We start from the raw sequence: 11,026 nt of genomic DNA, 5'->3' as shown, positions 1-11,026 counted from the left end.
GGGCTACTTGTGCTTGAAGGTGTCAAATAAGCGTAAAATCCCCATCCCTGAGGGAAATATCCCTCAGGGATGGGGATAGGGGGATAGTATTCAAGGCTCTCCAAGCCGCTCAAACACGCAAAAAACACCGAGAAAGATACAAGAACCTTTGAGCGGCGCATTGCGCAATAGTCTCAATCTGCATAATTTATCGGGATACCAACTCTATAGTTTCGATAAGGGGCTGCGCCAAAAATGAATTTTGACACAGCCCCCTGATAAGTAGTGAGATGTTGCCTTAACTCTTGAGCCCTGTATCTAGAAGCACTTGCTCAATGGCTGCACCAAGGCCCTCGGGGTTCTTACCTCCCGCAGTAGCGAAGTGGGCTTGACCGCCCCCCCCGCCTTGTATATGCTTGGCGACAGAGCGAATAATGTTAGCAGCACTCCAGCCTCTTTGCTCTACCAAATCTTTGCTTAGCATCAATGTAAGGCTACATTTGCCGTCGGGAGTGCGATTGCCCGCTACGAAGAGGAAGCTCTCCTGTAGTTCACCCGCTAACTGGAAGGCCAAGTCCTTGATTGCATCGGCAGGGAAGTCTTCACGCACGATGAAGACACGCACACCAGATAGCTCTTCTCTTCGCTCCAAGAGAGTGGCCTTATACTTAGCAATTTGAGCCTTAACAAGGTCTTGGATCTGTTTGCCTAGCTCGGCATTTTCCTCTACAGTCTTTTTGATTGCTGTGATGAGCTGTGGGCTATTATTGAAAAGCTCCCGAATTGAGCGCAGGGTATCCTCTACTTCATAGAGTACTCGCTCAGCACCAGCTCCAGTAACAGCCTCAATACGTCGAACTCCAGCAGCCACAGAACTCTCGGAGAGAATGCGGAAGAATCCAATCACACCTGTAGCACTTACGTGTGTACCACCACAAAGTTCAATCGAAGTTCCGTACTTGAGGACACGTACTTCCTCGCCATACTTCTCACCGAATAACGCCATAGCACCCATAGCTTGAGCCTCTGCGATGGGGACATTTCTAAACTCCTCACGTACCATATTCGCACGAATACGAGCATTAACCAAACGCTCTACTGTACGGAGCTGCTCTGGCTCTACCTTGGAGAAGTGAGCAAAGTCGAAGCGCAATACTTCTGGCGAAACGAATGAGCCTTTCTGCTCCACATGCTGGCCAAGCACTTCCCTTAGAGCTTCGTGTAGTAGGTGAGTAGCAGTATGGTTGGCCTCTGCTGCACGTCTGCGCTCTAGATCAATATGGGCAGTGAAGTGAGCCGTTACATCTTCTGGGAGTTTCTTCATCAGATGAACAGCGAGATTGTTCTCTCTCTTAGTGTCGAAAACTTCGTACTTATTCGTGCCGTCATAGAGGTAACCGCTATCTCCTACCTGTCCACCCATCTCGGCATAGAATGGAGTCGCAGAGAGCACGACCTGATAGTATTCTTTGTTCTTCTGACTTACCTTACGATAGCGTAGGATCTCGGTATCAATCTCTGTAAAGTCATAGCCAACGAATTGAGTTTCGCCCTCACGCACTATATGCCAGTCCTCGGCATCTATAGCTGCGGCATTGCGAGCACGCTCTCTTTGCTTCTGCATCGAGCTCTCGAAGCCAGCTTCGTCTACACTCATGCCATGTTCCTGTAGGATCAGAGCGGTGAGGTCTAATGGGAAGCCGTATGTGTCGTATAGGATAAATGCATCTTCGCCAACCAAAACCTTTGTGTTGGCTTCCTTGGCTTCTTCTATTTTTTTGTCGAGCAAACGAATCCCCGTTTCGAGTGTGCGCAAGAAGCTCTCTTCCTCTTCTTTCATCACACGCTGTATAAGGTCACGACCTGAGATAAGCTCTGGATAGGCGTCACCCATTGTTTCGATGAGAGCAGGTATAAGCGTGTACATAAAGGCTTCTCTACGCCCAAGGAATGTATAGCCATAGCGCACCGCACGGCGCAGGATACGACGGATTACATATCCAGCCTTGGCGTTGGAGGGGAGCTGACCGTCTGTAATGGCAAAGGCAATAGTACGGATATGGTCTGCAATCACACGCATCGCAATGTCCGTTTCCTTGGTCTGTCCGTATTCGATGCCCGTGAGAGTCGCAATGGTTTGGATAATCGGGGTGAAGATGTCGGTATCGTAGTTTGAGGTCTTGCCTTGTATCGCCATACATAGGCGCTCGAAGCCCATGCCCGTATCAATAACCTTGTTGGGTAGACTATCTAGTGAGCCATCTGCTTTGCGATTGTACTGCATGAAGACGAGATTCCAGATCTCAATGACTTGTGGGTGGCTTTGGTTCACCAATGTCAGGCCATCGACCGTTGCACGTTCCTCGTCCGAGCGAATATCAATATGTATCTCGGAGCATGGACCGCATGGGCCTTGATCGCCCATTTCCCAGAAGTTATCCTTCTTATTGCCATTGATGATGCGCTCGCTGGGTAGGAATTGTGCCCAGATAGAAGCGGCTTCATTATCTCTCTCTAGGTTGTCCTCGGCAGATCCCTCGAATACAGTCACGTAGAGTCGGTTCTTGTCTACACCTAGTACTTCGGTGAGGTATTCCCAAGCCCACTCAATTGCTTCACGTTTGAAATAGTCACCGAATGACCAGTTGCCAAGCATCTCAAACATCGTGTGGTGATAGGTGTCGTGTCCTACCTCCTCTAGGTCGTTGTGCTTACCGCTAACTCGAAGGCACTTCTGAGAATCGGCAACACGTGGATATTTGATGTCTGCATGTCCGAGAATGATATCCTTAAACTGGTTCATTCCAGCATTGGTAAACATCAAGGTAGGGTCGCCTTTGATTACCATAGGAGCACTAGGCACAATCTGGTGGCCCTTGCTCTGAAAAAATGCTTTGTACGATGCCCGGATTTCCTTTGACGTCATCATATATTTATATCGTCCGTAATTTATTCGTTATACAATAGTTTTAAGTCACAAAAGTACATCTTTCGGAGCAATCCTCAACACATTCATTTGTCCTCGTGTACTACTCCACAACGCTGATGTTGAGGAAACGCAAAAGGAGCTTACGAGTATTGCCATCGTCGAAGCATATTGTCGCCGTGGCTTCGGTTCCTTGCTCGATGTCTAGGATCTCCCCTTGACCAAATCTTTTGTGCAAAACACGCATCCCGACCTTGAAGTTCCCGAGCTCTCGATACTTCGTTGGGGCGGGATCATCTGTAGTCCTACGCCCGAGGTGCTTCATGCGTCCGCCATTTGTGGGCAGGAATGATTGCCCAGTAGTGAAGGTCTTGGGTAGAGGTGTTCCCTCTTGCTTGTTAGGGCGTTGGCTCCAGAAGTCATTCTCTCGCTCCTGCTGCACGGCTAATGTACTTCTAGCTGCAGCATTGCGACTAAGTAAATTTGGAGGAAGCTCTCGGAGGAATCGACTAGGGCGTACAAATGTCGTCTGCCCATTGATGAACCGCTCGCGCACATAGCCAATATGGCAAGTCTTCTCGGCTCGGGTTAATGCTACATAGAATAATCGGCGCTCCTCCTCGAGGTCGTTTAGATCTCCCTGCTTAGCCGAGGGGAATAGCGGTTCGTCTAGACCTACTATAAATACGTGTGGAAACTCTAGCCCCTTGGAGGCATGCATCGTCATAGCCGTGACGCCGACTTCGTCCTCCGCATTAGCATCTTGATCCGTCATAAGCGAGATTTCACTCAAATAGCTTTCCAGAGAAGGCTCTGTGCCTGCCTCAAGGTTATTGAGTTCGTACTCTTTGATGCTTGCCAGTAGCTCTTTGACGTTCTGCTGTCGCATCTTCCCTTCACTACTATTATCGCTCATCAGATCAAGGGGGATACCCGTACGGGTAATCAGCTGCTGAGCTAAGTCGAAGAACTGTAACTCACTTTTCATAAGCGCACGCATATCCTCTAGTAGCTGGTGGAAGCTCTGGAGTTTGGTAAGAGTCCCCTTGTTGAATGCTAGCCCCACTGCTTCTGGATCTCTTAGCACATCGACTAAGGGAGTAGCTTGTAGGCTAGCAGCTTGTTGTAGCTTCAGCACGGTAGTATCTCCGATACCTCGACGTGGATAGTTGATGATCCGCAGGAGCGACTCACTATCGTAAGGGTTAATCATTAGGCGTAGATAAGCGATGACGTCCATAATTTCCTTGTGATCGAAAAAAGATCGTCCGCCGTAAATACGGAATGGGATACTTAAGCGACGAAATGCCTGCTCTAGAATACGGCTCTGTGCGTTGGTTCTGTATAGGACTGCAAAATCTTCGTACGATGAGCCATACTGATCTCTTATCTGCTCAATCCTTTTGCATACCCACATAGCCTCTAGGTCTGCAGAGTAAGTTTCGTGTAGCTCTATGGGATCTCCTATGGCACCAAGTGAGAACACTTCTTTGGGGATTTGATTCTGATTGTGAGTAATGAGGGCACCAGCCACCTGCACGATCGTTTGAGAAGAACGATAGTTTTGCTCTAGTTTGAAGGTCTTGGCCTTTGGGAAAGTCTTCTTGAAGCCAAGCATATTCTCTAGGTTAGCTCCTCGGAAGGAATAAATGCTTTGGGCATCATCGCCGACCACGAAGATTGCCCCCTTGTGTTGCATCAGCTGTTTGGCAATCATATACTGGGCGAAGTTGGTATCCTGATACTCGTCGATAAGCAAATAGTCTATTCGCTCTTGCCAATGGGCTAGTACATCTGGGTAGTCACGAAAGAGTACATTGATCTGGAAAAGCAGATCGTCGAAATCCATCGCATTGTTTTGCTTGAGCTCGGCCGAGTACCTTGTATAGATTTCACTAAGGCGTGGCATCTGAGCCTTGGCATCGGCACTAAGCAACTCGGTCGTCGAGCGATAGACCTCTGGGCTGATGAGGCGATTCTTGGCTGATGAGATACGGTTGAGCACGACGCCCGGCTTATATACCTTGTCGTCTAGTCCCATGAGCTTCATGATTGCTTTGATTCTATTCTTGCTATCGGTCGTATTGTAGATAGAGAACGAAGGGGTATAGCCTAGTAGCTCGGCATGGACACGTAAGATCTGCATGAAGATAGAGTGGAATGTCCCCATACGTATGAAGCGTGCTTGCTCTGGAGCATATAGACTGATGCGCTGGCGCATCTCACGTGCTGCCTTGTTTGTGAAGGTTAGAGCCATGAGCTTGTAGGGCGCATAGCCACAGCGAATCAGGTGCAGGAGCTTGTAGACCAGTACACGTGTCTTGCCACTGCCAGCACCAGCAATGACCAGCGCGGGGCCATCGTTGTAGACGACAGCCTCGCGCTGAGCAGAGTTGAGATTATTGAGGTATTCTAAATCAATAGGGTCTTGCATCTAGTCTATAATGAACTTAGTCTTTCTTTGAGTATTTGGCAGGCGTCTGGATCCTCGAGTACGGAGAGAAGGGACTGGACGAATAGATCGGCTTTCTCTTGGCTCGTCATGTTCTTTACGTCCCTAGTGGTAGCGTCCATATCAGTCTGAGGAATACGTATAGACTGGGCCACAACCTCTGTGCAGAGAGTGATATACTTCAAGGCCTCCTCTGGCATATTGCTGCCGTCGTCTAGTAGAGGGAAGACTGGGCGATACTTGTGAATGAACTTGTAGAATGGTCCGATAACGAACGGACTAATATGCTGCAAGATCGAGGATAGCTGTACGGGGGTGAGTTTACGTAGCGTATCAATGCGCATGAAGAGATGCTCTATATGCATCTTCTTGATCGTCACAGATACATTGTTTTTCCACTCCTTGAGCCGGTCGGCATTGTCCACGTACACGAAGGTTGTAGCGGGGTGATCTACTAGAGGTAGCGCAGCAAACTCGCTAGAGGTCAAGATGCGTATGGGTAGCTGTGCAAACTCTTGATAGAGCGACATAATAGACCTCCATAGGCTAACCTCAGCCTCATTGTCTAGGACTACGTACCCCTGATGGATCTGCTCCACTCCTTGGTAGACCTCTTCAACGAGCCGGGCTACTAGGTGTGCGAAGTTGGGAGATTTGGCACCTACCATTAGGCTACAATGTCTGTAGCATAGCTGGTAGAGAAGCTCTTCCATATAGCGATCTTTAGCCGAGTACTCGACACGATCCCAAGGTATCATGCCTTCGGGGAAGCTGTTGCGTAGCTCCAAGCGCCATGTTTCCTCTCGAATGTATTCACGGACAAACTCCTCTACATCTTCGTAGCAGCGGAAGGTGTTGGAGATAGCTCTCGCCTGCTCGCAAATCTCAGAGAGTAGATGATAGTTCTCGGGAGGTAAAATGCCTTCTTCGGTGAAGTACTTCTTGTAGAGCTGTAGATACTCCATGGTAAACTGATCACCAAGACGCATTCTGATGCTCCGCCCTCCCTTATAGCTGACGTATATGGACGAATAGGGTGGGTTATAGGTCATACCCGCCCATGGGTAGCCCTCCACATGTTCTTGCAAATATAGTGCTACAGCCTCTAGATGCTTGCAAGTACCTAGCCCATTGGTGCGGAAGTCGAGGCAAGAACAAAAGTTCCGATCGCTACGTACTCCTCTGAATGCAGTTCGGTAGCGCCCCGATCCACTACTAACCAAATAGTCCCCCCAGATGCGGTTGTCATCGAGGTGCTCTACAGTGAAGTCTGCTTGCTCTGCATGTTCGCGGCGCAAGGCTACCTGCCAGTCCTCTATAGACATGCCCTCGGGGCAGATCTTATTGGATAAACGACTCTCTATTTTCATAGTTCAAATACTGTAAATACATCCATAGTTACTAACTCAATCATTTTGCACTCAACTCGGCTTTGAGGAAAGGAGCAGTTTGGCTGTGCTTGCACTCTGCCAAACCCTCTGGAGTACCAGAGTAGACTAGCTGTCCACCTTCCCTCCCTCCCTCTGGGCCAATCTCTATTAGGTAATCTGCACACTTGACGACGTCAAGGTTGTGCTCGATGACTACTATCGTATTTCCTCTCTCGACCAAGCGATTGAGAATACCTATCAGCACACGTATATCCTCGAAGTGTAGTCCCGTAGTAGGCTCATCTAGTATATACATCGTACGTCCCGTATCTCGCTTGGATAGCTCTGCGGCCAGCTTGATACGCTGGCTCTCGCCTCCAGAGAGTGTGGTCGAGGACTGCCCCAGCTTGATGTAGCCTAAGCCGACCTCCTGTAGTACGAGTAGCTTCTTGAGGATATGTGGCACATGCTCAAAGAACTCTACAGCCATATTGATCGTCATGTCGAGCACGTCCGCAATAGACTTGCCCTTGAAGCGTACCTCAAGAGTTTCTCGGTTGTAGCGCTTGCCATGACACACTTCGCAAGGAACTAGCACATCGGGTAGGAAATTCATCTCTATACTCTTATAGCCATTTCCTCTGCACGTGTCGCATCTACCTCCCGATACATTGAAGGAGAAGCGCCCAGGCTTATATCCTCGCATCTTACTCTCTGGTAAATTTACGAATAGATTGCGAATATCCGTAAATAATCCCGTGTAAGTAGCAGGATTGCTGCGTGGAGTACGTCCGATGGGTGCTTGGTCGACAGAAACAACCTTGTCTATGAGCTCAATGCCATCAATGCCATCGTGTCGCATGGGCTCTTCCATAGAGCGGTAGAGCCTCTGGCTAAGGGCAGGGTAGAGTGTCTGGTTGATCAGCGTACTCTTGCCACTACCAGATACTCCCGTCACACAGATCAGTGTCCCGAGAGGGAGCTCTACATCTATACCTCGTAGGTTATTGCCCCTCGCGCCTCGTATGCGTAGTACCTCTCCCGATCCTTGTCTTCTTACAGTAGGAACTTCGATAGACATATCTCCACTGATATACTGCGCCGTGATGGTGCGAGCTGTCATCATCGCTTTGGGAGTACCTTGAAATACTACCTCGCCTCCCAAGCGACCAGCCTTGGGCCCCATGTCGATGACATGGTCGGCTTGTAGCATCATGTCCTTGTCGTGCTCCACAACGATGACTGTATTGCCTAGATCTCTTAGCTGCTTGAGTGAATCAATCAAGCGCATATTATCTCTCTGATGTAGACCAATGCTGGGTTCGTCTAGGATATATAGTACCTCAACGAGCTGCGTGCCTATCTGTGTCGCTAGGCGAATGCGCTGGCTCTCGCCCCCAGAGAGTGTGGCGGCAGAACGGTTCATTGACAGGTACCCTAGCCCAACATCAAGCAGGAAGGAGATACGTTTGCGAATCTCTTTGAGCACCTCGGTGGCGATGGTACGTTGGGCTCCACTTAATCGCTGCTCAATGCCCTCGAGCCAAGTGGACAGAGAGGTGAGTTCTAGCCCGCCAAGCTCGCCGATGTTTTTGCCATCTATATAGTAATGTAGGGCTTCTTTGTTTAGTCGCAGCCCCTCGCACTCTGGGCACACTTCAGTTTTCATAAACTGCATGGCCCATTTATTGGCGTTGTAGTCAAACTCCTCTCCGCTTAGCTCGGGCAGGTATTCGGCTAGGCCATTATAGTTCACCGAAAACGTCCCCGTACCGTAGAACTCCTTGTGGTCGATGGCGATGCCATCGGTAGTCCCATATAAAATCTCCTCAATCAAACCCTCTGGGAGGTCACGGATTGGTGCTTTGATATCGGCCTCGTGGCGAGCAAAAAGTCCCTCAAGGAGCCTGAAGACAAGGATTCCTCTGTGTTTACCTAGAGGAGCAATCCCTCCCTTGTAGACACTCAGACTAGGGTCAGGTATCATAGCCTCTCGGTCTAGGATCTTGACCTCGCCTAGCCCTCTACAGTGTGGGCAGTAGCCGTTGGGCGAGTTGAAGGAGAAATTGTGTGGGGCAGGCTCGCTGTAGGCAAGCCCCGTATCAGGACACATCAGCTTGCGGCTGTAGTAGCTCATCTCCCCAGTTCCTATATCCATTACCATCATCACGCCATCGCCCTCTCGCATCGCCAAATTGACGCTGCTGGCTAGTCGGCTTCTGTGCTCCTCGTCTACAACGAGTTTGTCGGTTTGCACCTCTACGCTATGTAGCTTATAGCGGTCGAGCTTCATTCCGTAAGTGATCTCACGGAGCTCGCCATCGACACGTACGGATAGGTAGCCTTTTTTGCGTAGGTGCTCAAAGAGCTCCTTGTAGTGCCCCTTGCGTTGCTTGACCACTGGTGCTAGCAGTAGTACCCTGCGCCCTTGGTAGCGTGCTATGATAAGGTCTAGTATTTGAGCCTCGGTGTAGCGCACCATAGGTTTGCCAGAGAGATAAGACACGGCCTCTCCAGCCCTAGCGTAGAGCAGACGAAAGAAGTCGTAGATCTCAGTCACCGTACCCACGGTAGAGCGGGGGTTGCGGTTCGTCGTCTTCTGGTCAATCGAGATTACTGGGCCCAACCCTTGTATATCATCGACGTCGGGCCGCTCCATACCTCCACCCAGAAATCCACGGGCGTAGGCACTGAAGGTATCTATATACCGCCTTTGTCCTTCGGCGAAAATAGTGTCGAAGGCAAGGGACGACTTGCCACTACCGCTCAACCCAGTAAGCACCGAGAGCGAATAGCGTGGTATATGAGCGTCTATATTTTTGAGGTTGTGAACTCTAGCTCCTCTTATTTCTATATCTTGCATCTAAGTTGTAGTCCTGTATTCTTACCCTAATAGGGTGTTATCTCTGAGGTTTGGGCTCAGAGCCATCGAAATCGCTTTTGAGAATGCTGATTGATCCCTTGCGATTGTACTTCACGCCGTCCGATCCCTCGGCTGTAATCACGTAGTAATAAACCCCAGAGGGTACAATACGCCCCCGATAATGTCCGTCCCAGCCACCATTGGGATCCCCCCAGCGATAGATCTCTTGGCCAGAGGAACTGAAGATGCGTGCATCGAAACGAACAAGCGATCGAGCGAATACCTTGAAAACATCATTAATCCCCGGGCTAGAACCGGGACTAAAGGCATTGGGAACCTCCAAGCTCGACTCTGTGATGCGAACAACTTGCTCGAAACTATTGTCGAAGCAAGTGCCCGATCTGTTGCTAACATCTAGTCGGATGCGGTAGCGCCCTGATTGATTGAAGGTGTAGGTCGCCTCTGCGCCCGTGTAATTGAGTAGGGGAGCATTGTCCTCCATGCGCTCTATACGCCACTGATACTTGGCGGCAGCGGGCTCGTTACCAATGGCCGCTAGTCGCAGAGTAGCTGGTGCCGATAAGTTCTCCCAGTCTACTTCTTTGCCTCCGTCCTGCCCCTCAACCTCTATGTACGGCCGAACAGCCAAACGATAGCCCTCTACCACGGAAGAGGTAATGGGGCGATAGTTTAGTCCGAAAGATTTGATCCATTTATCTCCCTCTAGCGTATAGGGGGTGTCGGCAAGGGAAGCCTCTAGCTCAATGTGATTATCCTGTGCCTCAGCTATGCTCCTCTGCTGTTCTCTCTGGTAGCTGCGAGAGGCTTCGTCCCAAACGAACTGATCGTAGCGCAGGGATAGCTCTCGTGCTAGAGTGTGCGGCACTCCACTAGGGGTATGATAGGTAAGCATTGGTATGGAACCCTGAGCGGAGAGTCGTATGCGAGAGCAGGGGTCGCTAGGGTGTGGCTCCGCCGACAGAGAGGTAATCTCTAGTGGTGTAGCAGCGTAGTCGATCAGGTAGTAGTAGCGAGGCAATCCCTCTGTTGGGCGGATAAAATAGCCGTAGCCAGCCTCTGGTTGATTGATGAGCCATGCCCCAAGATCTGCGTTGTAGACAGCACTCGGTAGGGGCTCTGCTTGTAGCGCATCTTTGCTATATCGCCAAGCACTGGCTGTCGCTGCTCCCGCTAGGACCAAGCGCTCAGCTCGTCCCATAAGCACATAAACGTCTAGGCGCTCAGGGGCATTGCTCTCGGCGAGTTGGTGCTGTACCCCCTCAATCCGAAAAGACTGAGCTCCACCCCATTGCCAGGGGAGGAGCAGTATCGAGGCAAATATCAGCTTCTTGAATGAATTGAATATACGCATCTCAGTAAAAACACTCCGACTTGAGTGTTTGACACAAAATTACAAAAATCCGTCAAATTAGACA

The 11,026-nt window shown here is 50.0% G+C and carries 5 protein-coding genes; all 5 read right to left on the bottom strand.

Annotated elements, in window-relative coordinates:
* Positions 1 to 277 precede the first annotated feature (277 nt).
* Positions 278 to 2,908, bottom strand: coding sequence for an alanine--tRNA ligase (alaS, locus tag HQ48_RS06305; RefSeq protein ID WP_044232462.1), 2,631 nt, complete (start codon positions 2,906 to 2,908; stop codon positions 278 to 280).
* Between the two features lie 100 nt (positions 2,909 to 3,008).
* Positions 3,009 to 5,339, bottom strand: coding sequence for an ATP-dependent helicase (locus tag HQ48_RS06300; protein ID WP_044232460.1), 2,331 nt, complete (start codon positions 5,337 to 5,339; stop codon positions 3,009 to 3,011).
* A gap of 5 nt (positions 5,340 to 5,344) precedes the next feature.
* Entirely contained in the window at positions 5,345 to 6,727 is a 1,383-nt protein-coding gene (locus HQ48_RS06295; protein WP_044232459.1) for an SWIM zinc finger family protein, read from the bottom strand.
* A 40-nt stretch (positions 6,728 to 6,767) separates the two neighbouring features.
* On the bottom strand, positions 6,768 to 9,590 hold the full coding sequence (gene uvrA / locus HQ48_RS06290) for an excinuclease ABC subunit UvrA (protein ID WP_044232455.1): 2,823 nt from the start codon (positions 9,588 to 9,590) through the stop codon (positions 6,768 to 6,770).
* A gap of 37 nt (positions 9,591 to 9,627) precedes the next feature.
* A complete protein-coding gene (locus HQ48_RS06285) occupies positions 9,628 to 10,962 on the bottom strand; it encodes a gliding motility-associated C-terminal domain-containing protein (RefSeq protein ID WP_044232453.1) in 1,335 nt (444 codons plus the stop codon).
* Positions 10,963 to 11,026: the final 64 nt, after the last annotated feature.

Origin of the sequence: Porphyromonas sp. COT-290 OH3588 (genome assembly GCF_000769075.1) — a bacterium.
Lineage (GTDB): Bacteria > Bacteroidota > Bacteroidia > Bacteroidales > Porphyromonadaceae > Porphyromonas.
This window is presented reverse-complemented; position numbering and strand designations above follow the sequence as displayed.